General features: G+C 36.3%; 24 protein-coding genes and 1 pseudogene. 11 read left to right on the top strand and 14 right to left on the bottom strand.

Annotated elements, in window-relative coordinates; all coding sequences use genetic code 11:
• The 7 genes and pseudogenes from ACO1O5_RS09180 to ACO1O5_RS09150 all read right to left on the bottom strand — a co-directional run.
• Window positions 1–581: pseudogene (locus ACO1O5_RS09180) on the bottom strand (GNAT family N-acetyltransferase); the annotation flags it as partial.
• A 28-nt stretch (window positions 582–609) separates the two neighbouring features.
• Window positions 610–933, bottom strand: a complete 324-nt coding sequence (locus tag ACO1O5_RS09175; protein WP_486269550.1) for a hypothetical protein — start codon at window positions 931–933, stop codon at window positions 610–612.
• A 74-nt stretch (window positions 934–1,007) separates the two neighbouring features.
• Window positions 1,008–1,631, bottom strand: a complete 624-nt coding sequence (locus ACO1O5_RS09170) for an outer membrane beta-barrel protein (RefSeq protein ID WP_486269549.1) — start codon at window positions 1,629–1,631, stop codon at window positions 1,008–1,010.
• A gap of 11 nt (window positions 1,632–1,642) precedes the next feature.
• Window positions 1,643–2,275 carry a DUF4136 domain-containing protein gene (locus ACO1O5_RS09165; protein ID WP_486269548.1) on the bottom strand — a complete coding sequence of 211 codons (633 nt, stop codon included), beginning with the start codon at window positions 2,273–2,275 and terminating at the stop codon, window positions 1,643–1,645.
• Between the two features lie 273 nt (window positions 2,276–2,548).
• Complete coding sequence (locus ACO1O5_RS09160; protein ID WP_486269547.1) at window positions 2,549–3,340, bottom strand: TIGR02757 family protein; 792 nt, start codon at window positions 3,338–3,340, stop codon at window positions 2,549–2,551.
• 45 nt (window positions 3,341–3,385) lie between these two features.
• Entirely contained in the window at window positions 3,386–4,525 is a 1,140-nt protein-coding gene (locus ACO1O5_RS09155; RefSeq protein ID WP_486269546.1) for a cystathionine gamma-synthase, read from the bottom strand.
• 101 nt (window positions 4,526–4,626) lie between these two features.
• Entirely contained in the window at window positions 4,627–5,223 is a 597-nt protein-coding gene (locus ACO1O5_RS09150) for an acyl carrier protein phosphodiesterase (RefSeq protein ID WP_486269545.1), read from the bottom strand.
• A 109-nt stretch (window positions 5,224–5,332) separates the two neighbouring features.
• Here ACO1O5_RS09150 and ACO1O5_RS09145 point away from each other — a divergent pair, with 109 nt between their 5' ends.
• From ACO1O5_RS09145 to ACO1O5_RS09135, 3 genes are all read left to right on the top strand, one after another.
• A complete protein-coding gene (locus tag ACO1O5_RS09145) occupies window positions 5,333–5,569 on the top strand; it encodes a hypothetical protein (RefSeq protein WP_486269544.1) in 237 nt (78 codons plus the stop codon).
• A 97-nt stretch (window positions 5,570–5,666) separates the two neighbouring features.
• Window positions 5,667–6,755: a DNA topoisomerase IB gene (locus ACO1O5_RS09140; RefSeq protein ID WP_486269543.1), complete on the top strand. Its 1,089-nt coding sequence runs from the start codon at window positions 5,667–5,669 to the stop codon at window positions 6,753–6,755.
• A 27-nt stretch (window positions 6,756–6,782) separates the two neighbouring features.
• Window positions 6,783–7,739 (top strand): aldose epimerase family protein, encoded by a 957-nt coding sequence (locus ACO1O5_RS09135; protein WP_486269542.1) that lies wholly within the window; start codon window positions 6,783–6,785, stop codon window positions 7,737–7,739.
• A gap of 67 nt (window positions 7,740–7,806) precedes the next feature.
• Here ACO1O5_RS09135 and ACO1O5_RS09130 read toward each other — a convergent pair whose 3' ends face one another.
• Window positions 7,807–9,003: an acyltransferase family protein gene (locus tag ACO1O5_RS09130; RefSeq protein WP_486269541.1), complete on the bottom strand. Its 1,197-nt coding sequence runs from the start codon at window positions 9,001–9,003 to the stop codon at window positions 7,807–7,809.
• Window positions 9,004–9,137: 134 nt separating this feature from the next.
• On the opposite strand from ACO1O5_RS09130, the gene ACO1O5_RS09125 reads away from it, so the two are divergent.
• Window positions 9,138–10,079 (top strand): hydrogen peroxide-inducible genes activator, encoded by a 942-nt coding sequence (locus ACO1O5_RS09125; protein WP_486269540.1) that lies wholly within the window; start codon window positions 9,138–9,140, stop codon window positions 10,077–10,079.
• Window positions 10,080–10,111: 32 nt separating this feature from the next.
• Here ACO1O5_RS09125 and ACO1O5_RS09120 read toward each other — a convergent pair whose 3' ends face one another.
• The 5 genes from ACO1O5_RS09120 to ACO1O5_RS09100 all read right to left on the bottom strand — a co-directional run bounded on the left by ACO1O5_RS09120 (window position 10,112) and on the right by ACO1O5_RS09100 (window position 15,976).
• Window positions 10,112–10,573, bottom strand: a complete 462-nt coding sequence (locus tag ACO1O5_RS09120; RefSeq protein ID WP_486269539.1) for a YciI family protein — start codon at window positions 10,571–10,573, stop codon at window positions 10,112–10,114.
• A gap of 58 nt (window positions 10,574–10,631) precedes the next feature.
• A complete protein-coding gene (locus tag ACO1O5_RS09115) occupies window positions 10,632–11,837 on the bottom strand; it encodes a rhodanese-like domain-containing protein (RefSeq protein ID WP_486269538.1) in 1,206 nt (401 codons plus the stop codon).
• 123 nt (window positions 11,838–11,960) lie between these two features.
• Window positions 11,961–12,551, bottom strand: coding sequence for an HD domain-containing protein (locus ACO1O5_RS09110; RefSeq protein WP_486269537.1), 591 nt, complete (start codon window positions 12,549–12,551; stop codon window positions 11,961–11,963).
• An 81-nt stretch (window positions 12,552–12,632) separates the two neighbouring features.
• Window positions 12,633–14,057 carry a sialate O-acetylesterase gene (locus ACO1O5_RS09105; protein ID WP_486269536.1) on the bottom strand — a complete coding sequence of 475 codons (1,425 nt, stop codon included), beginning with the start codon at window positions 14,055–14,057 and terminating at the stop codon, window positions 12,633–12,635.
• A gap of 26 nt (window positions 14,058–14,083) precedes the next feature.
• Window positions 14,084–15,976: an ABC-F family ATP-binding cassette domain-containing protein gene (locus tag ACO1O5_RS09100; RefSeq protein WP_486269535.1), complete on the bottom strand. Its 1,893-nt coding sequence runs from the start codon at window positions 15,974–15,976 to the stop codon at window positions 14,084–14,086.
• Between the two features lie 214 nt (window positions 15,977–16,190).
• Here ACO1O5_RS09100 and ACO1O5_RS09095 point away from each other — a divergent pair, with 214 nt between their 5' ends.
• The 7 genes from ACO1O5_RS09095 (at window position 16,191) to ACO1O5_RS09065 (ending at window position 24,767) form a co-directional block, all read left to right on the top strand.
• The gene (locus ACO1O5_RS09095; protein ID WP_486269534.1) at window positions 16,191–16,763 is read left to right on the top strand and encodes an acyltransferase; all 573 of its coding nucleotides are present in this window, start codon (window positions 16,191–16,193) and stop codon (window positions 16,761–16,763) included.
• Window positions 16,764–16,766: 3 nt separating this feature from the next.
• Window positions 16,767–17,672, top strand: a complete 906-nt coding sequence (locus ACO1O5_RS09090; protein ID WP_486269533.1) for a Gfo/Idh/MocA family protein — start codon at window positions 16,767–16,769, stop codon at window positions 17,670–17,672.
• A 2-nt stretch (window positions 17,673–17,674) separates the two neighbouring features.
• Window positions 17,675–18,739 (top strand): dTDP-glucose 4,6-dehydratase, encoded by a 1,065-nt coding sequence (gene rfbB, locus ACO1O5_RS09085; RefSeq protein WP_486269532.1) that lies wholly within the window; start codon window positions 17,675–17,677, stop codon window positions 18,737–18,739.
• A gap of 69 nt (window positions 18,740–18,808) precedes the next feature.
• The gene (gene rfbA / locus ACO1O5_RS09080) at window positions 18,809–19,666 is read left to right on the top strand and encodes a glucose-1-phosphate thymidylyltransferase RfbA (protein ID WP_486269531.1); all 858 of its coding nucleotides are present in this window, start codon (window positions 18,809–18,811) and stop codon (window positions 19,664–19,666) included.
• A 210-nt stretch (window positions 19,667–19,876) separates the two neighbouring features.
• Window positions 19,877–22,321, top strand: coding sequence for an SLBB domain-containing protein (locus ACO1O5_RS09075; protein ID WP_486269530.1), 2,445 nt, complete (start codon window positions 19,877–19,879; stop codon window positions 22,319–22,321).
• Between the two features lie 273 nt (window positions 22,322–22,594).
• Window positions 22,595–23,251: a class I SAM-dependent methyltransferase gene (locus ACO1O5_RS09070; RefSeq protein WP_486269529.1), complete on the top strand. Its 657-nt coding sequence runs from the start codon at window positions 22,595–22,597 to the stop codon at window positions 23,249–23,251.
• Window position 23,252: 1 nt separating this feature from the next.
• Window positions 23,253–24,767: a lipopolysaccharide biosynthesis protein gene (locus tag ACO1O5_RS09065; RefSeq protein WP_486269528.1), complete on the top strand. Its 1,515-nt coding sequence runs from the start codon at window positions 23,253–23,255 to the stop codon at window positions 24,765–24,767.
• A 23-nt stretch (window positions 24,768–24,790) separates the two neighbouring features.
• Here the strand turns inward: ACO1O5_RS09065 and ACO1O5_RS09060 are convergent, their stop codons facing one another.
• Window positions 24,791–25,684: a class I SAM-dependent methyltransferase gene (locus tag ACO1O5_RS09060; RefSeq protein ID WP_486269527.1), complete on the bottom strand. Its 894-nt coding sequence runs from the start codon at window positions 25,682–25,684 to the stop codon at window positions 24,791–24,793.
• Window positions 25,685–25,710 lie beyond the last annotated feature (26 nt).

Below are 25,710 nucleotides of genomic sequence, written 5' to 3'. Positions count from 1 at the left end.
TCGGGTTTATTATTGATCCAATCTGCAATTTTAGTAAACCGTTCCGGGAATGGTTTGGTTACATGTATAACATTTGTGTATTGATCGTAAAGCCTGCTGAACCCATAATTTTCAAAAAATTGCTGGTAATATTTGTGATTATAATTCATGCCAACACCTGGCGGAATAAAACCCTCAATTAGCAAACCCCAATACTTGTCGTTTTCGCCAAAATTAACCGGACCATCCATGCCCTTGGCTCCGTTGTTCTGTAACCATTCTTTTGCTGTATCAAAAAGCTCAAATGCAGCAGTTTGGTCATTGATACATTCGAAAAAACCAATTCCTCCGATTATCAATTCGGGATTTTTATTTTTTTCATAATTAATAAAGGCAGCGATTCGTCCAATGGTAATATTTTCTTTTTTTAAAATCCATCTCTTACAAATACCGTGAGAGTGAAAATTGTTTTGTTTGGGATCAAAAATTGCTTCTATGTCTTTATGAAGGGGAGAGATAAAATTTACGTCGTCTTTATATAAGCGCTGTGGAAGTAAAAGAAATTCTTTCCTGCTTTTTTTATCGTTTACCTCCAATATCATAGAAGACTAAGATACAAAAATCGCACACTTACCAACTCTCGTCCGACGATGATTTTCCCCTTTCATCAAAATATTTTTTTGTAGCCATTTTTTGTAGCTGGCGTTCAATAATGAGGTCCGTAATCAGTAAGGACGTATCGACGTCCTGGTGCTGTTTTAAAAGAGTTTTTAGCTTTTGTTCACTAACATCTACGCGGTATAAAAGTTGAATTAGTGCATTGAAATCTTTATTAATTAAATCGTTGATATAAGAACTTAATTGCAGCCTGAAAACTTCGGGCGGTCTTCCGGTTATAGAATTGGCAGCTTCGATAATTTTATCAGGGAGAGATATGTCGTTGCTTAATTCCATGTGGCATCACAAAGTAAATAAAAAAACCCCCGAAACAGACGGAGGTTTTTCTAACATAGACCTGGTGTAAAAAATTATCTTATCTGGAAAAATACACCTGCATGTGCATTAACAGTATTCAAATCATTATAATTATACTTATTGTAAGGCGAATAATCATAATTGGCGCCGATCTCAACACCAGAAGTTTTTAACCGCCCAAACGGAATGGCTACGCCAAGGCCACCTTGTGCAAGAAATCCTCCACTAGTTTGTTCGCTCCCAAATTCACCCAGGTACTGACGAAAATCGATAATACTAACACCTGCGCCCGCCGAAATGTATGGTTTAACAAGAGTTGAATTAAGAGGAAAAAACCTGGCAGTTAATAGAACAGGTGTTGTTTGTATTGAATTGCTTAATACGGCAGAAACATCCTGTGTTTTACTCAAGGCATAGACAGTTCTTCCATATTTTTGATAGTAGTCCTGGTAGCCAACCGATAACCCTCCTTCCCATTTGTTATTAAAAGTATACAAAAGGCTTCCGTTAAATCCGCGGGGCGAAGTATTACTTACCAAATCGGATTTAAAGTTACCTACCGGTATGCTGTAATTATAATTCAGGTGAAGTTTCAATTTCCCGTCTTGCGCCTTTGCAGAAATTGTAATGAATAACAAACTACAAACAGCAGCAAACATTGTTTTAATTTTTTTCATATTTATACATTTTAATTGATCTTCAAATACGATGACTGGTCAAATAACGCTTTAACCTGGCTATCCGCTACCGTTGAATCGAATATTCCGGAACCTCTTATCAGCCCGGTCCAGATTACATTGATCTTATCGTTAGTCGAAGCATCTTTTAAGTCTAAGATGTCAACCGATATCGCTCCTTCCTTGATCTGGTAAACGCTGTAGGAGTACGGTACATAATAATCGTAGCCGGGATAGCCCCAATAATATGGATCCCAATATCCATTATAATAATCCCAATAGTCGCCGTAACTGATAACGCCCGTGGTTGTGCTGATAATGCGACTTACATCGACACCTAAATCGGGATTATTATTTTTACCAGTTAATACATATCCCATATTGTCCATGTATTTCTTTACTGCTGAAATGTATGCCTGATCTATATCATTCAATTCACGTGTTGAATTTCCGTTATTGATAACAGCTACCGAGTCGGAAATACTGTAAGTTTTGTAATTAGAAAAGTTAACGGAAGAATCATGATCTGTGATATAAATGCGGGATTCATCAGTAGTTAAATTATTAAGTGGTTGTTTAGAGCATCCTATATAAACAAGGGATGATCCGGCTAATCCTAAAAGAAATAATATTGTTTTTTTCATAAGTTAAATATTTTATTTTACGTGCCACAAACTCAATGCCCGAAAGGTTTTTGCTGCAGGAACATGACTTTTTTGCATCAATTTTAATAACATCTTTACATAGATGTTAATTCAATGAAAAAAAATTGCAGTAATTAGGTTTAGATTAAAAGAGCCGCATCCAACGCACTGATAACTCGTGGAAAAAATTGTGCAATAACCGAAGAAGAATTTCCCGGATCTTTAAATAAGTTTATTAGGATATAGTCTTGCCTGAGCCAACTCAATTTGATACTAATACTTTTCCAATATTCCTAAACCGAACAAGGCAAAATCATATTTTACAGGATCGTCCTTATCTAACTTTTTTAACACTTCAGTTAGTTCAAGAGCTGCCTGCCAATCTAGCTGTTTCCTCGTAAGCAATTTGAAATGTTTAGCTACTCTTGCAACATGCAAGTCTACCGGGCAAATTAATTGTGACGGTTTGATTTTTTTCCAGATTCCAAAATCAACGCCTTTATCATCATTGCGAACCATCCAACGCAAATACATATTTAATCGTTTGCAAGTGGAATTTTTTTGAGGTGAAGCAATGTGTTTTTTTGTTCTTGCAGGAACATCTTCAAGAGAAAAAAAATATTGGTGGAAGTAGTTTAGGGAAGTCTCAATTACATTATCAAAATGACTTATTGTTTTATTGTTAAAGAAAGCAACTTCTAGTGAACTATGTTTTGAGTAATGAGATTTTAAAAAATAAATAAAATATAAAAGATCAGTATCATTAAACGTTCGGTGGCAAAATCTTTCAACCTTTTTTAAATCTTCATCACTATGGTGCAGGCAAAAATCATAGGGCGAGTTATCCATCAATTCTAAGAGTGCCTTACTCTTATTAATAATTGTTTTACGAATTCCCCAGGCAAATATGGCAGCGAAAAATCCTGCGATTTCTATGTCTTGTTTTTTTGAAAATAAATGCGGAATACAAACTGGATCGTCTTTAATAAAAGACGGTTGATTAAACTGAATTACTTTTTGATCAAGAAATCTCTTAAGCTCATTTTGCGCATTGGCTTTATTCATTAAAACAAAAAGTTCAGTTGTATAAAATCATAATAAAAGAGTTAGCTATCCGATTGCATTGTCCAGATCAGCAATTAAATCATCACCATCTTCAATACCTACACTCAATCTCATTAATGAATCAACAAGGCCATTTTTAATTCGTTCTTCTCTTGGAATACTTGCATGCGTCATGCTCGCAGGATGTCCAATAAGGCTTTCAACGCCACCAAGACTTTCAGCTAATGCAAAAAGTTTAGTAGAAGAAAGTACCTTGTTTGCCGCAGCTATATTATCATCTTTTAAAGTGAAACTTAACATTCCGCCAAATCCACGCATTTGCTTTTTCGCAATTCCATAACTGGGATGATCTTCAAATCCACACCAGAAAACTTTATCAACTTTTGGATTTTGCCTGAGCCACCTGGCAATTTTTTCTCCATTCTCACAATGGCGTTGCATTCTTACATGTAATGTTTTTAATCCTCTTAACATTAAAAAACAATCCTGCGGGCCGGGAACCGCGCCTGTTGCGTTTTGTATAAATGCCAGTTGTTGCTGAATCTTTTCGTCATTCACTATTAAACAACCATGCACAGAATCGCTATGGCCCCCGATGTATTTGGTTGCAGAATGCATTACGATATCCGCGCCCAAATCCAAGGGGTTTTGCAGATACGGCGAAGCAAAAGTATTATCTACACAAAGTAAAATATTGTTCTGTTTTGCTATAACAGCAACGGCTTCAATATCGATGATCTTCATCATTGGATTGGTAGGCGTTTCCGTCCATATGAGTTTTGTATTCTTATTAATATATGTTGAAACTTCCTTCGCATCCTGCATGTCGATAAAATGAAATTTCAGTCCATATTTTTGAAATACTTTTGTAAACATCCTGTAAGTTCCACCATACATATCGTTAGCGGCAACAACTTCATCACCAGGATTTAATAATTTTATCACCGCATCGGTAGCTGCGGAACCACTGGCAAAACAAAGTCCGTATTTACCATTTTCTATGGCAGCCAATGCGTTCTGTAATGCATGCCTGGTAGGATTTTGCGTTCTTGCGTATTCATAACCCTTATGCACACCCGGGCTTTCCTGAACAAAGGTGGAGGTTTGAAAAATAGGTGTCATAATAGCCCCTGTTGAAGGGTCAGGTTCGAGGCCTGCATGTATTAATTTAGTGTCAAGTTTCAAGATGATGTAGGTTTTAATCCGGCAATTACCGGGGTTTGATTCTATAAGTTGAAAGAAGAAAAATGGCGTCCATCTATTTTGACTTGCAAATATAAACGGATTTAAACTACAGTAAAGTCGCTCATTTTCTCCCGGGCAAACTGTAACAGAGAAGGAAAAAATTCGCGATAACAATTTTGGAGTTCGGCATAGTGTTCATTAAAAATTTCAAATGCAATATCAGATTCATTTAAATAAACGGCTCTGTAAACAAGCCCCTTAAAACTCTTTTGTATACCTTCTTTAAACTGGTAATTGTACAACCAATTTTGCGATTTCATGTATCCATACATTTTTTGAAAACGCGTTGGGAATAATAAAACATTTTTATCCATTAACTGGTACGCCGCCTGTGAAAAGTCATGAAGGTTTCCGTAAGCTGTAAATTGATTAGCATCTATCGAAAGAAAATGATCATAAACAACATCAACAAAGGCGCCGGAATATAAACGGTACCGTGGCCTGAAATAGTTTTTTGCTTCTGCTGTGACGGGATGCGTGTCAGTAAATTCATCAATTAAGCGATGTAGTTGAATTCCATTTTGTATTCCTGCAGGGTAAGTATATTTTGCTTTACCTTTTACATAATCGCTAATCATATTTCCGGCAAGAATATCTTTTTCATTAAAAGAAAGTAAAGCATGAGCCAAATAATTCATAATCAAAATAACGCGATTCCTTGTTAATACGTGGTTATAAAATACCAGTCAGGAGTATTGGCATATTATTTTCATTGCTTAATTATTATCCATTTTAAAAATAATTGTTATGACAGACAGAGAACAAATAACCCAACCCTCATTAGGAAGTAATGAGTTGGGAACAGAAACAAATGATACCCACCTGGAAAGTGGCGTTTCTGCGGGAACAGATACCCAGCTTCATCTTGCGGCAAAAAGTCGCAAAAAAAATAAGAAGAATGAAAATAATAGTGAAAATAAACAAAATGAAAAAAGCAGGGTTGGCGAATACGCGTTTCCACGTGCAGACGACACGGATGAATAAGCTTTAAAGTCAAAGGGGAAAAGGCAGGCCAAAGCGTCTGCCTTTTTGATGTAACAAGCCTTTTGTAGAGTAATTTCCTCAAAGAAGAATAAATAAAATGAACGAAACAATTGAGCCGCCCAAAGTTTCCAAAAGAAAATTAAAAAGCATTATTAACGATGAAGAGAGAACTGCAAGAGCAGCTAAGCTGATCTATGTTACCGATAAAGAACCAGGTATCGAAAGAAAAAAGAAGGGAGAAACATTTGAATATTATTTTAATTCCCAAAAAATTGTAGATGACGAAGAGTTGCTTCGAATAAAACATTTGGTTATTCCACCTGCCTGGAAAAATGTATGGATATGCAAAAAAGAAAATGGCCATTTGCAGGCTACTGGCTTCGACACGAGAAACAGAAAGCAATATAAATACCATTCACATTGGAATTCACTAAGAAATCATACAAAATTTTATAGGCTTGTTGATTTCGCCAGGGTATTGCCGGCTATACGAACACAATTGGAGAAAGATATCAATGCGCCCGGGCTACCTCTTAATAAAGTGCTTGCTGCAGTAGTAAAATTAACGGAGCGCACCAACATAAGGGTAGGCAATAGCTATTATGAAAAAACATACGGATCATTTGGCCTAACCACTTTAAAAGACAAACATGTAAAACTTAACGGACATTCAGTAACCTTTGCATTTGTTGGAAAGAAGGGAATCTATCATAAGGTTGTGCTTAAGAATAAAAAGCTTGCAACTATTATTAAAAAATGCCGCGACGTTCCGGGAAAGGAACTATTTCAGTTTTATGACGAGGAAGGTAATCCCCGATCAATAGACTCTGGCCTCGTAAATAATTATATCCGGGAAATAAGCCAGGGAGACTTTACAGCTAAAGATTTTAGAACCTGGTCCGGAACCGTTTCGGCTTTTCTGGCTTTAAAATCGTTTGGATGTTGTGATACGCAAACAGAAACGAAACAAAGAATTGTTGACGCGCTTGATATAGTTGCGGGGCAACTTGGTAATACCCGTGCTGTTTGCAAAAAATATTATGTGCACCCGTTAATATTATCATTGTACGAAAATAAAAAGATTGAAAAGTATATAGATGAACTTGAAGAAATACAAAAAACCGATAAAAAAACTGATCTTTTTCCCGAAGAAAAAATTGTTCTAAAAATTTTGGAGTCAAATTAAAAAAAACATTGTGTAAATTGGCGCACTATGTTTTCAATTAAGACAAAAAAAGAAAATGGCTTTGAAAAATTTATTTTACAGGATAATGATTCAAACACATTTGCAGTAATACTTCCCGCCTGCGGAGCTGTTCTCAACGAATTTACCATATCGCATAATGGAACGGCCATAAATGTAATTGACAGTTACGATACGGCTGAAAATTTTATACATAATCATGAAGCCAGTGGTTTTATGGGTTCTAAACTTTCCCCGTTCGTATGCCGGTTAAATCACGGCAGGTACCATTTTGGCGGAAATGAATATAAACTGGAAAAGTTTTATATGGGGAAAAGTGCCATACATGGTATTCTTTACAACAAGGCTTACGAAGTTACAGGTAAAACTGCCAACGAATTGCATGCATCACTAACCATGAGATATGAATACAGGGGTCAAGAGTCCGGTTACCCTTTTAACTACGATTGCATAGTTACCTGGCAACTTGAAAAAGATAACAAATTATCGGTAACTACGGAGTGTACCAACAAAGACAAAGGTTTAATACCGATGCAGGATGGATGGCATCCTTATTTTAATTTGGGCGATTCAGCAGATGACCTGCAATTAGAATTTCAATCAAAAGAAATGGTGGAGTTTAACAGTGAATTAATTCCAACACAAAATCTAATTCCTTACTCCGAATTCAATGCCTTGAAAAATATAGGTACTACTTTTTTTGATAATTGCTTCACCCTGAATATGGATGCATGCCAGCCAATGTGCGTATTGCGCAATCCGGCAAAAAAGATTGAGATAGAAATTCTCCCGGAAAAATCATATCCGTATCTACAAATTTACATTCCACCGCATCGCAAAAATATCGCCATAGAAAATTTAAGCGGCGCACCGGATGCCTTTAACAGTGGCATGGGCGTTATCACCCTTGAACCCGGTGAGTCTGCTTTATTTAAAACAAGTTATAAGATTAAACTTTTGAATTAACTATAGGTGTCTGGCCACTGAAATATACTTACACATCATGCTTGATCATCAAGTGGCCTGACACCTTTTACACCTTCACATAGATTTTCTTTTTATCCATCCACCAAACGATCAGCCATAAAAATGTGATCATGCAAAGTGCATACAATAAGGAACCATTTTTTAAATTGTATGGAAAAATTGGTTTACAAACATGTTCGTAAAACCAGCCAAACGGCGTCGTGTAAATTGATTTTCCTGTTGTATCAATTTCCGCAGTAGGAATTCTGAAGAGCGCTAGTGCACGCGGCAAAAATCCACTTAATACAAAAATGAACAGCGGGTTCTTTCCAAACACATCGAAGAATTTAGTGAGCCATCCCTTCTTACCTTTTAATTCAATTAGATAAACCATTACTGCCAGAATAATCATTGCTAACCCGGACGTGTATACGACGAAAGAGCTCGTCAATATTTTTTTGTTAATGGGGAAAACCATATCCCACGCATATCCTGCAAAAAGAAATATAGCGCCCGCCACAAATAAGCCGTTAACCATTTCCGGCGTTTTCCCCTTTTTAATGATGTAGTCTCCAATGAGGTAGCCAAAAATTACCTGCACAATGGCGCCAAACAAACTCATGAATCCTTCGGGGTCAAATGCAATAGGATGCCCATTCAAAGATTCACCATGGTACATGTGCGCTTCTCCCAAAATGGCCTTATCCACATTTGTGCCGAACCATCCCGATAAACTAAAAGGATCAGCGGGATTACCCGCTACACATAAAAACCAATATCCTAAAAGTATTACACAGCCAATAAAAAAGGCGCCGCGTATTTTAAAAAAATAAATAATAATCGATGCAAAAAAATAAGCCAGAGATATTCGTTGCAGCACACCTAAAATTCTTACACCAGCAGGATGCCCCTCAGCGTCAACATAACTCCATTGCTTAAATACGAGATGGTTATCATCCCATTTTAAAAATGGCATCCAGTTAAGAAAGAGTCCTATTAAAAATATTAGCAAAGTCCTTTTTATAATTTTTTTCCAAAATACCGAAGGCCCGGCAACTTCAAGCCTTGGCATAACAAATGCCAAAGCATTCCCAACCGCAAAAAGAAAAAAAGGAAAAACAATATCCGTTGGTGTAACACCATGCCATGGCGAATGATCTAACGGTGCATAAATATGCTCCCAACTGCCCGGATTATTTACCATGATCATCAGGCATACGGTAGCACCCCGAAAAACATCAAGCGAATAGAATCTTTCTTTCATTAATCGGATATTTAGAAAACGAATGTACATAAATGTCCACCGAATTTGATCTGTGCTGCTACACAAAATATCCTCCCGGGCCATTGATAAAACAAATTGATTGTATTTACCTTTACATAGACAAAATCTATATTGTGAACCTACAGCATTTGAAATATATACTCGAAGTTGACACGCATCGGCATTTCGCAAAGGCAGCTGAAAAGTGCTTCGTAACGCAACCTACGCTCAGTATGATGATACAAAAGCTCGAAGATGAATTGGGAGTAAAAATCTTTGACAGGAGCAAACAACCGGTTGTACCTACCGAAGCTGGCGAAGTCATCATTAAACAGGCAAAAATAATTTTGCAGGAAGCCGATAAAATGAAGTTAATTGTTGATGAACTTAAAGGAGAAATAAAGGGAACTTTGAGACTTGGTATTATCCCAACTGTTGCACCTTATCTCTTGCCACTGTTTTTAAATTCATTTTTAAAAAAATACCCTCTCTTAAAATTTAAGATTGTAGAATTTACTACCGAACAGATTATCGAAAAGTTGAAAAATCACCAGTTGGATGCAGGTATTTTGGCTACACCACTTAATAACGACGCACTAAAAGAACAGCCTCTTTATTACGAACAATTTGTTGTGTATGCATCCAGCAATGAAACGTTAATGAAGAAAAAATTCTTAATCCCAAACGATATTGATATTAATCATTTGTGGCTGCTGGAGGAAGGCCATTGCCTGAGAACCCAAATTTTAAATTTATGTGAGTTAAGAAAAAAAGGATTAAAAACAAGTAACCTTGAATACGAAGCAGGAAGTATCGAAACATTGAAAAAAATGGTGGATATGAACAACGGCATCACGATACTCCCGGAACTTGCTCTGAATGAACTAAGTTCAAAAGATAAAAAATTTGTCAGGCATTTTAAACCACCAGTTCCCGTCCGAGAGATAAGCATTGTTACCTACAGGCATTTTGTAAAGCAAAGAGTGATTGATGTATTGAAGGAAGTGATTTGCAATTCTGTTCCAAAAGAAATGCTTTCGGCCAAAAGAAAACAAGTTACTAAAATTGAAGATTAAGAAGCGGGGAACTTTGGTTGGTAAGGCATTTGTCAAAATTTCAATTTTTGAATTTTATCATGGATCGGAAGTATCTCCTGCAGAGATGCCGACCCGTACCATAAATACATTTCCGGCTCCAGTAGTTTTGCCTGGATGGCAGGATCGGTGTTCAAAAGTTTTTTTGCCTCTTCAAAAGTGGAGACATTTAAAACAAATAACCCGCGATAATTATTATCATTGACGCCGAACGGTCCGGCCAAAACTAAATCGCCGTTTCTTGCAAGCCTTCCTATGTTATTGAGATGTCCGTGAAAAATTGAATCTTCGGCAACTTTAGTCACGGACGTATTACTACCTGTTTTAAGGAGAACAAGAATATAATTTTTCATTCCATAATCATCTGCATGTAATTTCTTCGCCAATGATGAATCGTATTTTTCATCTGGGGATTGTGCGTTCAAAAAAGAAAAAGAAAATATAAATATGGAAACTGTTGCAAGAACTTTTTTCATAATGCAAATAATAGTTGAGAGTATAAAAATCTGCTGTTAAAAAATATTTCAGTTATAGTTAATTAACCAAATAATCCATGCATTTAAATGTTTCAATATTATTCATGTACCATTCCCACCGCTGCATTCCGCCAATTACCCAATCGATTTTATACCCTTTTTTTGTGAGTTCGTCAGCAAATTCGAGTCCGTCAATGCCGTTTTCAGAAACAAAAACGTACGCACGTTTTTTATCAGGAAATTGTTCCATAAACTGCATGACTCCTTTACCTGCAAAAAAATTAACTGCATCTTTTAAATGCTTGTAGTTGTATTTGGCTCCCTCTGTTATTTTATTAAATATTGTATCATGCCGAAGATCAATAATTTTGGAGGCAGTAATTTTATCACAAAACAAAGAAGGCGTTATAAAATTTATTGCGCTATTCATTTTGAGAAATTTATTTGTAGTGGCATTCAAGTTCTCGTTAACAATATACTCATATAATAAATAGATGTTTCCGACAAGGTAAGTAGCATTCGGTATGCCCTTACGTGTGAGCCACCCGGCCAACTCAGCAGCGCCGTAATTGGTATTATTATATAGAACTACAGGCTGCCCGTTTACTTTTTTTACAGCTTCCAGGATTCTTAAAGAATCGGCGTAGTTAAAATTCAAGGCATTTTTAAATGCAGGATAATATTTATAAAATGTAATATTTAGGGAATCCCAGAAGAATCGGGGTGTATTACTAACGTTAATGAGTATGGGTTTTTTATTGCGCAGTAAATCCTGAATTAATTGAGATGCGGATATATTTTTATAATTAACGCCGGTTTCATATAAATCTTTTTCGAAAGGCGCAACTTCGTTATATCTTCTAAAAAATTCTGTCATACCGCCACGAGTATTATTTATATGTTCAAAGCCGCTATCTAAAAGTAAGTTAGAGACTACGCGGCTTCTGTAACTGTGCGAACAAATCACATAAATATCTTTATGCCTGTAACCGTCTAACTGGTGAACGTTAGTGGGATCTTTCCTAAAATCCTGCAAGGGAATATTTATAGCTCCTCTTATGTGACCAATATTTGATTGCTGATATGTTGAACTGGAATCATAAAATTCTCCTTTGGTTCTTACATCCAAAACAATCATGTTGGTGTCCTTCTTCTCCAGCCGCTGGAGCAATTCAGGAAGAGTCACTTCTGTGTAGGTCTTTTGGGATTTAACTAATAAAAAGATGCTACAAAAAATTAGGGTGGCAGTTAATGGCTTAATCATATAACCCTTTTTATGGTGTGAGAAGATATAGCTAAACTAATATTCTCAAATCGAATATTATTACCGCCTGTAAAAAAGTGGGTGATTTTTAATAATAAAACCTGAACCGAATTAATAAAGTATTCACTCGTACGAAGACACTAATTGGCTGATCTCCTTCAAATACTCCCGCTTCTTATGTTCGCGGTTTTTCTGTCCAAATTCAGTAAAGTATTGATGTTTTTCCAGGAATTTTTTTTGGATTCTATTCCATTCTTTTTCGTCATGAAGATTATTGTAAATCTTCATTTCTTCAAACAATGAATTGCTTATTTTATGGAAATCGTTGCGACCAAGATAGTCAAGATCGGCGTCGCAAATGATCTTTTCCAAAAGGTTATGTGGCGTTTGCGGAATTTTGGTTGCTATAATCATTCCGCACACTATTTCTATTTCTTTACTGCTATAGCCGTAAGCAGGTAAATTTTTCCTTGCCATTTCACACCCCTTATCTTCATGGTCTTTATATTTTGTAGTAAATCCTGCATCATGATATAAGATCGCAATCCTCAAAAGTTTTATCTCCTGTTCAGAAATATTTTCTGATTCGGCAATTTTCAATGCGGCATCCAATACATCAAGTGTATGATGTAAGCCGTGATACGTAAGATTATCCGGCAGCTGTTCTTTAAGATACTGCAGGATAAATTTTTCCTCGGGAGTTTTTGTTTGCAAAGCCTTCTGATTTTAAGATAGCCTTCTCTACGACAAAACGAATTCCACAATATAATTATTACAAAATTTTAATCCTAACTTTTATTTGCCATTCACTGTATTTATGTCATTCCAATTATCGGACCGAAAAAGATTTACGGGTAATCCTTTTTTGTTGAATAATGAAGGGACTGAAAAGTTAGTAAAATCAAAACGGACAGCCACAGGATCGGTGATATTTTTATTGTATACGATAATTGTGTTGCCCTTAATTTTTGCTACTGCAGGTAAAAAGACTTTATCTGCTCCCGCAATATAGAAACCCTTAACTGTATCTCCGGTATTTATTAAACCATTATCTGCGTTTATAAAGTCAATCGTTATTTTCCCTTTATCTACCTGCATACTTTTATACATTGGAAATTTATAAACGATGTCTTTCTTGCCATAGTTTTCCGCAAGGGCAAGGTTGGCCAATCTGGTACCAACGTCTTTTTTATCTGTGGGATGAATATTGTTTATATCGGCTATGTGATCATCAATAATAACCATGCCTGTGTTGGGTACAGCCAGTGTTTTTGTTTGAGCTTCCTTCAGTAAGGCCCCCGAAATATTATTACCGTAACCCGCATAAGAAGCGATTTGTACAAAATAAAAAGGGAATTCTTTCTGCCATGCTTTCCGCCATGCGGTTATCATTGTTGAAAATAAATCTTCGTAAGTGGATGCATGCTCAACATTTGCCTCACCCTGGTACCATATTACACCGGCAATATTATAATTCGTTATTGGATAAATCATGGCATTGTAGCAAGCGGCAACTCTTATTGGCCCCCATGGTATTGTCTTCAATTCATTGGCAACTTTTTTAATAACAGCATTACTGTCTATCGCAGCTTTTGGTGTCCACACTTCGGCAGGAGTGCCTCCCCAATCTGATTCGATCAGCCCAACGGGAACATCAAGAGTTTCCTCTAATTTTTGACCAAAAAAATAACCTGCCAGGCTAAATTTCTTCATGTCATCAGGATTGCAAACAACCCAATGGCCTTTGGTATCTTCCTGCGGGTACAGGGCCGTTAGCCTTGGTATATGAAATAAGCGAATGCTTTTGTTGGAGGCATGTTCAGCATCAGAGGTATATTGTTTTATTCCCCAGTTGTAATTCATTTCCATATTACTTTGTCCGCTGCATACCCACACTTCTCCAATTAATACATCCTCAATAACCACTTTGTTATTACCGGCTAAAGTAATTTCATATGGGCCGCCCGCAGCCGGAGTCCTAATTGAAATTATCCATTTGCCATCGGGATTGCCAATAGTTTTATAGGTAGCAGTATCCCAATTCGGGTTAACACTTATTTTTTCTCCCGGATCGCACCAGCCCCATAATTTAACTTCGCTTTGTTGCTGCAATACCATGTGGTCGCCAATTACAGCAGGTAAGCGTACCTCTCCGTTTGCATTCAAAAGGATAAGGGAGCAACAAGTGATTACAAAAAAAATAATCGCCGGTTTCTTCATATTAAATCATTTGTATAAAAGAATTTCTAGTTAACCTTTTCACTCAATTCAAGCCATCTCATTTCTTTTTTGTCAAGAAGTACAATTATCTCGCTAACTCTTTCGGCAGCCGCTTGCAATTTCTCAAAATCTAAAGTACCATTATTCATTTTTACTTCCAGTAGTTTTTTTTCTTTTTCTAAAGCGGGAATTTCTTTTTCCAATTGTTCGAATTCATTTTTTTCTTTGAAGGTAAATTTTGCACTCGCGCTGTTAGTATTTTTAGATTTTATTTGCTCCATATTGTTTGGAGGGGTCGCTATCGTTTTGGGCTTATTTTCTTCCAACTGCTTCCACGTACGATATTGGGTATAATTACCGGGGAAATCTTTGATTTCTCCATTACCTTCAAACGCGAAAATATGATCTACTAAACGGTCCATAAAGTACCGGTCGTGACTCACAATTATTATACAGCCCGGGAAGTCCTGTAAAAACTCTTCGAGTGTGCGAAGGGTTTGTAAATCCAAATCGTTTGTCGGTTCATCCAATACCAAGAAGTTGGGGTTGCGGAAAAGAATGCTTAAAAGATGTAACCTTCGCTTTTCACCGCCGCTCAGCTTACTTAAAGGTGTAAATTGTTGCTGGGCAGTAAAGCCAAATTTCTCCATGAATTGCGTTGCACTTATTTTGCTTCCATCAGCCAAAGGAAAAAATTCTGCAAAATCTTTTACATATTCAATTGCCCTTTTATCTTCTTTATATTGTAAACCTTCCTGCGCAAAATTTCCAAACACAACTGTATCTCCGTGGTTAATTTTTCCACTATCAGGTGGTATAATGTTAAGCGCCACTTTTAAGAAAGTTGATTTACCAGTTCCATTCTTGCCAACAATACCTATGCGTTCTCCTTTTTTAAACGTGTAGTCAAATCCTTTCATTATAACTTTATCACCATAAGACTTGTACACTTTTTTCATCTCCAACACTTTTCCTCCGAGCCGCGTCATTTTAACCTGTAATGATACTTCAGCTACCTCTTTTCGCTGATTCACCCTTTCTTCGACCTCTACAAAAGCATCCTGCCTGCTTTTAGATTTTGTAGTGCGTGCTTTAGGTTGTTTACGCATCCATTCCAGTTCTTTTCTGAAAATATTTTTGTCCTTTAAAAGCTCACTCTGCTGCACCTCGAGCCTTAACGATTTTTGTTCTAAGAAATAATCATAATCTCCCTGGTATACATACAATTTTTCATCATCAAGTTCTACAATTTCATTGCAGACCGTATCTAAAAAATAACGATCGTGGGTAACCAGCAGTAATGTACTTTTATTAGTTGCCAAAAAGTTTTCAAGCCATTCTATCATTTCCACGTCCAGGTGGTTGGTTGGCTCATCCAGTATAAGTAAACATTTGCCTTCGTGAAGTTGAGCTTCTATAAGTGCCTGTGCCAATGCTACTCGTTTTCTTTGTCCACCACTTAAATTTTTTACCTGCTCATTCAGGTGATGAAGATTTAATTTCCCGAGAATTTGTTTTAAGTCGCTTTCAAAGCTCCAGGCATTCGCTTCCGTGAGTTCAGTAACGAGCTCGCTTATACGATTTTCGTCATGGCTTTCATTTTCCAGCAACATTTCATACTCTTTTACAATGCGCACTACCGGGTTATCAATATTTAAAATATTATCCCAAATAGACCTGTCGTTTTCAAAAGCCGTATCCTGTTGCAGCATGATTACCTTTACATCTTTATGCACCCAAACGGTTCCGCTATCAGCGGTATCCTGACCAGCAATAATCTTTAAAAGTGTGGATTTGCCACTACCGTTGCGGGCAACAAAAGCAATTTTATCCCCTTCTTCCACGTGAAAACTAATATTGTTAAAAAGCTTCCTTATACCAAATGATTTACTTAAATTTTCTATTGACGCATAATGCATGGCGCGAAGGTAGTTGACCGGTTGAGGTAATTAAAATCTAAATTAAAGAATAATATTAGGCGAATTTTATTTTGAGCAACAATACTACCCTCATAACATTTCAGTTTTGACTTTAGACAGGAACCAGTATTAACAACGAGTACATTTCTCCAATGTTACCGACCTATAAAAAAAGCCAATTGTTTATTAACTTTGCCGCCATTCAAAAATGCAAATGAATTACTTCGTACATCCTACAGCAGTTATAGATGATGGTTGTGAAATTGGTGCCGGAGTTAAAATTTGGCATTTCTCCCACATAATGCCTGGTTGCAAAATAGGTGATAATTGCAACATCGGGCAAAATGTAGTGGTATCGCCCAAAGTTATTCTCGGTAAAAACGTAAGGGTTCAAAATAATGTTTCCATTTATGAAGGAGTTATCTGCGAGGATGATGTCTTTCTCGGACCTTCAATGGTTTTTACTAATGTAATAAACCCAAGAAGTGCCGTTAGCAGGAAGGAAGAATTTAAAAAGACTATCGTAAAAAAGGGAGCCTCTATCGGAGCAAATGCAACTATTGTCTGCGGCCACGATATAGGCGAGTACGCATTTATAGGCGCAGGCGCTGTTGTTACAAAAGAGGTAGCGGCGTATTCCTTGGTCGTTGGAAATCCCGCCAGACACGTGGGTTGGATGAGTGAGTACGGTATTAAATTAGATTTTGATAAAAATAACAGGGCTATTTGTCCGGAAAGCCAACAGGAATATTTATTGGAAGGCGACCAGTTAAAAAGAATAAAATAAAACATGAAAAATTTTGCATTGATAGGCGCGGGAGGTTACATAGCTCCGAGACACATGAAAGCGATAAAAGATACAGGAAATAATTTGATTGCTGCATTAGATAAAAATGATTCTGTCGGTATTTTGGACAGCTATTTTCCCGAAGCGGATTTCTTTACCGAATTTGAACGCTTCGACCGGCATCTGGAGAAATTAAAACGGCAGGGCAAGAAAATTGATTTTGTGTCGGTATGCAGTCCCAATTATTTACATGACGCTCATATACGCTTTGGTTTGCGAATAGGCGCCGACGTTATTTGTGAAAAACCAATTGTATTAAATCCATGGAATATTGAAGCGTTGCAGGAAATTGAAAAAGAAACCGGGAACCATGTTTTTAGCATTTTACAATTAAGGCTCCACCCGGCTATTATTGCTTTAAAAGACAAAATCGATTCTGGTCCGAAAGACAAAAAATATACGGTTGATCTGCAATACATCACTTCACGCGGGCACTGGTATCACACAAGCTGGAAAGGCGATATGTCAAAAAGTGGCGGTATTGCTACCAATATTGGCGTTCATTTTTTTGATATGCTGATGTGGATTTTCGGGCCCGTAAAAGAAAATACGGTTAACATGCACTCGCAAGTTACCGCATCCGGCAAACTTGAACTGGAAAAAGCAACCGTTAACTGGATGCTGAGCATAGATGTTAACACACTGCCTGAATCCGTTAGAGCAGCCGGTAAGCGAACCTTCAGAACGTTGACAATTGACGGCGATGCATTTGAATTTAGCGAAGGCTTTACCGAGTTACATACAACATCTTATACAAACATTATTGCCGGCAAAGGCTTCCCTTTAACAGAAAATCTCAGGGCAATTGAATTAGTTCATGAAATCCGAAACTTCGGCATTAAGAAATAATAATGGCAGTTAATACACATAAAAGCATATTGATTACAGGGGGTGCAGGTTTTATTGGGTCGCATCTTACCAGGTTATTTGTGAATAAATACCCTGATTATAAAATAGTAAACCTCGACAAACTCACCTATGCAGGTAATCTCGAAAATTTGAAGGATATAGAAGATAAGCCCAATTACACTTTTATAAGAGGTGACATAGAAGATATGGAGTTGGTGAAAAGTCTTTTTGAAAAATACCAGTTTACCGGCGTTTTGCATTGCGCTGCAGAAAGCCATGTTGACCGTTCGATAACCGACCCGCTGGCGTTTGTAAAAACAAATGTGTTGGGTACGGTCTCTTTATTACAGGTAGCAAAAGATGCATGGAAAGATAATTTTAACGGTAAACTATTTTACCATATTTCTACTGACGAAGTATATGGAAGTCTTGGCGATGAGGGCTTTTTTACTGAAGAGACTCCTTATGATCCACGGAGTCCTTATTCGGCGTCAAAAGCATCGTCAGATCATTTCGTGAGCGCATATTATCATACCTATAATTTACCCGTAATTATATCCAATTGTTCCAATAATTACGGTCCGTTTCATTTTCCTGAAAAATTGATTCCTCTTTGCATTCATAATATTATCAACAATAAACCATTGCCTATTTATGGCAAAGGACTTAACGTACGAGATTGGCTGTTTGTAGAAGACCATGTAAGAGCAATTGATACTATTTTTCACAACGGCAGAATTGGTGAAACCTATAATATCGGTGGCCATAATGAATGGAAAAACATCGACATCATAAAAGAACTTTGCACGCAAATGGATAAAAAACTGGGGCGTGAAAAGGGAACATCTGAAAAGCTAATAACTTTTGTAAAAGACAGGCAAGGGCATGACTTACGCTATGCCATAGACGCAACTAAATTAAAAAATGAATTGGGCTGGCAGCCATCACTTCAATTTGAAGAAGGATTGTCAAAAACGATTGACTGGTATCTTAATAATAGTGAATGGTTGAATGATGTAACCAGTGGTGCTTATAGAAGTTATTATGAAAAACAATATGGTGCTTAGAGTGCCGTTTAGAAAACTAAGAAAAATTAACTTAAGCACATTCTAAACTTTTATAAATTCTCAATAAAAATGAAAGGAATTATTCTTGCCGGAGGAAGTGGAACCAGGTTGTATCCTATTACAATGGGAGTAAGCAAGCAACTGATGCCCATATACGATAAACCAATGATTTATTATCCGCTATCGACGCTAATGCTGGCCGGAATCAGAGATATTCTAATTATCACCACACCCGAAGATCAACAACAGTTTAAACGGTTATTGGGAGATGGAAATCAATGGGGTTGCAGTTTATACTATGAAGTACAGGAAAAGCCGAATGGCCTTGCCCAGGCATTTGTTATTGGAGAAAAATTTGTGGGCACGGATGCTGTTGCATTGGTATTGGGAGATAATATTTTTTACGGAAGCGGTTTTTCAAATCTTTTGCAAAAATCGGCAAATCCTGATGGTGCAGTAATTTTTGCTTATCCGGTTAGTGACCCTGAAAGATACGGTGTAGTAGAGTTTGATAAAGATCTTAACGCAATAAGCATCGAAGAAAAGCCATCAAAACCAAAATCTAGTTATGCAGTACCTGGCTTATATTTTTACGACAATACCGTAGTGGAAATTGCTAAAAATATTGCGCCATCTGCAAGAGGAGAATATGAAATCACCGATGTAAACCGTAAATATCTCGTCGATAAAAAATTAAAAGTTGCAGTTCTTAACCGGGGATTTGCATGGCTCGATACAGGAACTTTTGAATCGCTTCATGATGCTTCCGAATTTGTGAGGGTAATCGAAAAGCGACAAGGCTTTAAAATCGGTTGCCTGGAAGAAATTGCCTATCGCATGGGATTTATAAATAAAGACCAATTGAATACGCTTGCAGAAAAGTTCGAGAAAAGCGGATATGGGGAGTATTTGAGAAGTGTTATTTAAAAAATATACATAATCTTAAAGCCAAAAACTTCATAATTTACATTCTTGTTAATTCAGCCATTCTATTTATTTCCGCTTTATAAAATTTCTTATAGTCAATTCGCGGCATTAGCCAGGTCATTTTATCCAAAACTAATATGGCCAAAATATTATTAACTTCGCACGCATTATTAAAACTCTGTTTAAACGAAAATTTAAACGATCTATTAAATGAAGATATCTGGAGTAATTTTATTTTTATTTCTTTCAACGCTACTATGTTCCCTTAAGGTAAATGCCCAAAATAATTTGTTCAATTCAAATGATTTAAGCAACATCAATATAGATAATTACAGCGATGATGAAATTGCCTCTATGCTTCAAAAAGCAAATGAGTCAGGTATTTCTCAAACTCAATTACTTAAATTGGCCGCAGATAAAGGATTACAACCTGGCGAAGTAGCTAAGCTACGCAGTAGGCTGGGACTGTTGCATAAAGCCCAGCTATTAAATAAGAACATTGACGTTGAAAATTTATCTTCTGATAGTTCAAGTCAACATGAGTATGATAGTTCGGCATCGACGATTGTTATGCAAAAATTTAAACCAGACGAAAGTATATTTGGTTCAGAATTGTTTTCCGGAAATAGTTTAGTTTTTGAACCTAATCTTCGAATACCGGCTCCGGCAGGTTATATTTTGGGACCGGATGATGAGATGGTAATTTCAGTTTACGGATATAGTGAAAGAAAATACAATCTGCTAGTAAACGAGCAGGGCGAAATTTACATTCCGAATGTCGGACCGATTTTGGTTAACGGATTATCGATTGAAGCAGCTACTGAAAGAATAAAATCAAAACTCGCTTCCACGATTTACAAGGCAATAAATTCTGGTAGAACAAAAGTTCAGGTCACTCTGGGCAAAATCCGAAGTATACGCATTACAGTAATAGGCCAGGCCAAAAAACCAGGCACCTTCACGGTTTCGTCATTAACCACATTATTTAATGCCCTCTATCTGTGCGGCGGCCCCACGAATATGGGAAGTTACCGCGATATTGAAGTTATTCGCGGCAATGCTGTAAAGCGAACTGCAGATCTCTATAATTTTTTGGTTAATGGAGATCAGACCGATAATATTTTTCTCAAAGAGGGTGATGTTATCAAAATCCCTTATTACAAGACGCGGGTAAAAATTTCGGGGAAAGTAAAAAGAGAAGGCAAATATGAAATCCTAGATTCAGAAACTTTCAGTGATCTGTTACGATATTGTGGAGGTTTTACCGATGATGCTTATCGCGGAGCTGTCTCAGTAATAAGAATAACGGAAACAGAAAAAAGGATAATTGATCTTGAATCATCTCAGTATAATAGTTTCAAACCAAATGGAAGCGATGAGTACATTGTAAGAAAATTACAAGATCAGTTTGGAAACAGGGTTGTTATTGAAGGATCTGTAAACAGGCCAGGTGATTATGAATTAACCCCTGGCATTACGGTAAAAGACCTCATAGAAAAGGCAGGAGGACTGTTGGATGATGCTTACAGTAATAATGCCACTATTTTCAGATATTTAAGCAACAAAATACCCACAACTGTTTCGCTAGATGTGGATTCAGTTTTAAATTTTGGCGAGAGGGTGTATCTGCAAAAAAATGATTCGATCTATATCCACTCCATTTTTGATTTTACCGATAAAAATTTTGTTACGGTTGAGGGAAATGTTAGGAAGCCTGGAATAATTCAATGGCGTAAAAAAATCACACTTCACGATGTGCTTCTTTCGGTTGGTGGATTGACAGAGTCCGGCGACTCATCCAATATAGAAATTTCCAGGCGAATCAGGAACGCGAATGTGGATAAGGCGAATCATAATGAAAGTACTGTTTTTAATATAGATCTCTATAATAAAAACCCTGCACTGAATAACGTATTTCTTGAACCGTTTGACATGATAATTATAAAGACTCTGCCGGGTTACATATCGCAGAGAAGCGTCTTAGTACAGGGAGAAGTAAAAAATCCAGGTAGATACGCACTCGAAACGAGTGGTGAAAAAATTAGTGATATTATGATACGGGCCGGAGGATTTAAAGCATCTGCCGATAGCTCTTCCATTACTATCAGAAGAATTAGTAAATCGAATTTAACAAAACAGGAGCGGGAAAGTTTATTGGAAAGAATTCTGAATATAAGTCAAGACAGTTTGTTGAGTAATCCAAAAATGAAAGATGAGCTATATAAACCGTACGATTTAATAAGTGTTGACCTTTCAACCGCATTGGCTCACCCTCAAAACTCAGAAAATCTCATATTGGAGGAAGGCGATATTCTAACGATAGACCGCGGTTCTAATTTAGTAAAGATATCAGGAGATGTTTATTTCCCAACTATTGTGCCTTATCAACCAAATAAAAATCTTAAATATTACGTGGAACAAGCTGGAAATTTTACTTCGTCAGCCCGCAAAAGCGGCTCATTGGTAATTTACCCGGATGGGAAAGCTGCTTCGGTAAAACATTTTTTATGGTTTAAGTCCTATCCTGCAATCACACCCAGATCAGAAATTTTTATACCTCAAAAGCTTAAAAACAATAGAGCAAAATTAAGTGTGGGCGAATTAGCACTTTTAGTGTCAGCATTAGGAATAATGGTCAACGTATTGAAGTTATAGCCGGAGATTTTTGGATGTTGAAGAAACCAATCAATTTTCTTTTTAATGATAGCCCTCATTATAAAACTCCGACGATTATATTTCAAGAAGATTTTTTGCAATTTTATTTTTATAAATTTTAAAATCCTTCGCTAATAAATAGAAATGGGTTAGTTAAGAAGTAAATGAAAAGGATGAAAATGCATTTAAAATCAACAACTATTCATGGTTCTGCTATAAGAAAAAGTTTAGGATTAATTTTGCAGTTTCGATAAACTATTAGCTCAATCATATATGAATTTTTATAGCGAAAAGGCAAATGAATATTATGCACAAGCAAGGAAAGATATACTACCCTACATTCCAAAAGGGGTAAGCATGTTGGACATTGGTTGTAGTGGCGGAAATATACTTTGCTATCTCAAAGAAAATAACTTAATAAATGAGGCCGTCGGTGTTGATTTAATGGAAATCGCAGGGAGTAACCAAAAAAATCCATTAATTGATAAATTTATTGCAGCTGATATTGAAGACAAAGAACTTGATCTTCCTCGTGGGCATTTTGATATCCTTTTATGTGCGGACGTGCTAGAACACTTGGCTGATCCGTGGGACATTCTTGAATACTTGAAAGGTTTTGGCAAAACAGCAGCATGTATTATAATAAGTATCCCCAATATAAGGGAGTACAGAGCCTTTTATAAAATTTTTTTCAAAGGGGATTTTAAATACCAGCCATCAGGAATACTGGATAAAACGCATTTGAGATTTTTTTGCAAAAAAAACATTGTAGAGTTGGTATCCGGCGCAGGATTCATAATTGAAAAAACCGAACCCAGTTTTAAAACCTGCCCTCTTCAGAAAAAAAGGAATCTATTTAGTAAGCTTACTCTAGGTATTTTTGATCAATTTTTAGCCCAGCAATATATAGTGACTGCCAGAAAACCATAGAATGAAAGACAGCAAGCTTTTTAAAAATTCCTCTTTTTCTGTTTTACAAACTGTGGCAACTGCAATTGCAGCATTGATACTGTTTAAACTAATGGTAGTTTATGCAGGATTGAAGGTTACAGGCGTATGGGCATTCTTAACTTCAATTAATGCTATTGCCAGTTTTGGAAGCTATGGTTTTGCTAACTCTTTGCTTTATTACATTCCGAAATATAAATTAGAAAACGACCCAAAAAAATTAAACAGCCTTATTAATACTACCTTATTGCTGTCCTTTTTTTTTACAGCAATACTGTGTGCAATTTCTTATTTCATATTTACCTTAATAATTCCGGAAACGGTTGATATAAAATCAGCAGCCCTTGCATTCCGGCTCTTGCCCCTTGTTGTTATTTCATTTTTTTTTTCAGGACTTTCAGTATCGTGTCTTTCTATCCTGGATGGTTTAATATTGATGCACATTAGGGCGAAGATTAATATAGCTGGTTCTGCAGTTTTTTTGACAGCGGGCTTTATTTTGCTTTTGCATTTTGGTATAATAGGAATCGCAATTGCACAAATAATCCAGAATCTGTTTTTATTGGTTGTATCTGTTTGGCAGGTAAAAAAACATTTACCTGATTATCATTTTTCTTTTGATTTTAATAAAAAAATTTTTAAAAGCATTTTCAGATATGGCTTTAATTTTCAGATCATTTCAGTTACGCAAATAATCAGCGAGCCATTTATGAAAGCAATGATTACAAAATTTGCGGGAAGCGAAAACACAGCGATTTTTGATTTTTGCGTAAAGTTGTTGAGTGTATTTCGCAGTCTTATTATAGCTGCCAATCAAACCATCATACCTCAAATAACTATTTTTAAAACGAAAGGCTATCAGCAAAGAATAAACGTATATTATAAAGCAAATTTTAAACTGATATTGTTCTTAGGCATTTTGTTCTTTCTATCTCCCATAGTTTTAACAGACGCAATTTCTATATTCTTTTTAAACCATTCCAGCGAGGAATTCAATTTTATATTAATTAATGTTTCCGTTGCTTTTTTTATTAATGCGCTGGCGTTTCCGGCCTATTTTCATAATTTGGGCACAGGTCATTTGAAATGGAATGTAATTAATAATGTAGTTTCGGCAACGCTGATTTTAATTTTTGCGCCCTTATTGGGTCAATTGATTGGAGGAAATTATGTAATAATTTGTTGGACTTTATCGGCAATGATTGGTTCGATAATTTTAATAACGGCGTTCAACAGGGAGAATCACATTTCGTTAGTTTCCTTTTTTAATTTTAATACTATTCAAATATTAATAGCTATGGCAGCTTCGTTTATGGTATGCAGGTATTTAAGCCGCATTGCGCCATTTCGTAATTCCCTTTATTTCACTACATTTATTAATTTAATTGTCTTAATAATATTTTTATTTTATCCCGTCGTTAAAAATTCAACTTTTATAGAAATAAGGCGCAGGATTATTTTGCTTCGCAGGGAAAAATTTAGGAAAAGCATAGCATAAAAATAATCTTCTTTGGAACGGAGTTAAAAAGTATCATTTTTTCTAAGTACTAGAGTTATCCCACTTACGTATTTTAAAAAAATAAAGTAAAACGAATTTGAAGACGATCGGATATCTTTTTTCTTATACTCTTCTATTAGCGGCATTCTTATAATAGAACGCAATTTTTGTTTATAATATGGATACGTAAAGTCAAAGGAACATTTGAGCCGGCAATGTTTGGCCGTTGCATTTATTTGCCTTAGTGTTTGATAATTTACCTGGTACGTTAAATAGTCGGCATGTTTTTCTGCGTATTCCTGGATCGAGTTAACTAATCCGTTTTGTTTATTTTTTTTATAAGTTCCTATTCGCAGATAAGATGCCCATTTTATCCAGAAATATGTAGTGGTCCAATTCTTGAATTTATGAACGAAGGGAATTAACAGATGACCTTCATAAAAGTAATGCCGAAGAGGGTACAGATGAAATGAATAACCATGCCCTGCCATCGTTCTGTGGATCTCTTTTAAAAAAAGTTCCTGGTTAAAAACATGTTCCATCACCTGGTTTGAAAAAATAAGATCAAAAAAGTTATCGGTAAATGGCCATTGATCATTTGACGTAATTAGCTTTAAGTTATTCTCCCAAATAATTTGCGGGGCTACTGATTGGAGCAGGGAGATAGTTTTGCTAAAGTAACCCCTTTCCTGCACATGTGAATCATCCACATCAAGGCCATAAAATTCAAATGAGACTCCAGGATGCTTAAGTGGCAATTCTCTAACAAGCGTGCTTAACAGCAGGCCATTTCCACAACCAACATCTAATATTTTTATGATGGTTATCCCTTTTAAATTGTATTTATGTTTGATAATTGTATTGATAATTGCATAGATGTGCAAATGGGTAGTACTTAAAAAACGTTTCGCTGTCATTATTCTGCCTCTATTTTTCAACTCAG

It is taken from the genome of Ginsengibacter sp. (assembly GCF_057362405.1).
This window is presented reverse-complemented; position numbering and strand designations above follow the sequence as displayed.